Annotated in this window: 1 protein-coding gene; it reads right to left on the bottom strand. The window is 73.6% G+C overall.

Annotated features, from left to right (window positions below; translation table 11 throughout):
• Positions 1-675 (bottom strand): hypothetical protein (locus tag V2J85_RS40320; protein ID WP_330824355.1); only part of this gene is annotated, 675 nt, incomplete at both ends.

The following is a 675-nucleotide window of genomic DNA, read 5'->3' as shown; positions in this document are numbered from 1 at the left end:
ATGTCGAACCCCGCGCAGTACTCCACGCCGGATTCCGGGGAGACGGGCTCTCCGGTCTCGGCGTCGGTGCAGTAGGCGTTGAAGACCTCGCCCGCGGTGAGCGGGGCGAGGGCGCCGTGGGCCAGGCGCCAGCCGTGGACGCGGTCCGGGGTGTCGGGGGCGCTGGTGCGGAGCACCACTCCCCCGGGTTTCTCCAGGGCGATGGCCACCGCGAGCACGGTGGCGAACTCCGCTCCTTCCGAGGTGTCCAGGCGGGCCGGGCCCGTGGGGTCGCGGTGGGTGTGGAGCACCGCCAGGAGCTGGTCGTTCTCCGTGGGGGTGGAGCAGACCAGGTGGTGGGTGCCCGGTCCGGCCCGCTCCAGCAGCCGGGTCAGGAGGTGGGAGGCCCGGTCGATGGCCGCGCGTCCGATGTCCTGGCCGCAGTCCGCGCAGGCTCCGAGGTCGGTGAGGACGAGGGTGGCGTACTCCCAGGTGGCACGGCGGACCGCGCGGGAGACCAGGAGGGGGATGAGGTCGGTCAGGCGTTGGCCGGTGTAGGCGACCGTGGCTCCGGCGGCGGCGATCTCGGCGGTGAAGCGGCTGCGGCTGGCGCCGGTGTCCGCGTCGAGTCCGGACTCCGCGCAGAACTCGGCGTAGTCCTCGGGGTCGAAGAGGGCGATCGTGGTGTGCACACCC

The sequence above is a fragment of the Streptomyces bugieae genome, assembly GCF_036352915.1.
GTDB classification, from domain to species: domain Bacteria; phylum Actinomycetota; class Actinomycetes; order Streptomycetales; family Streptomycetaceae; genus Streptomyces; species Streptomyces endophytica.
This window is presented reverse-complemented; position numbering and strand designations above follow the sequence as displayed.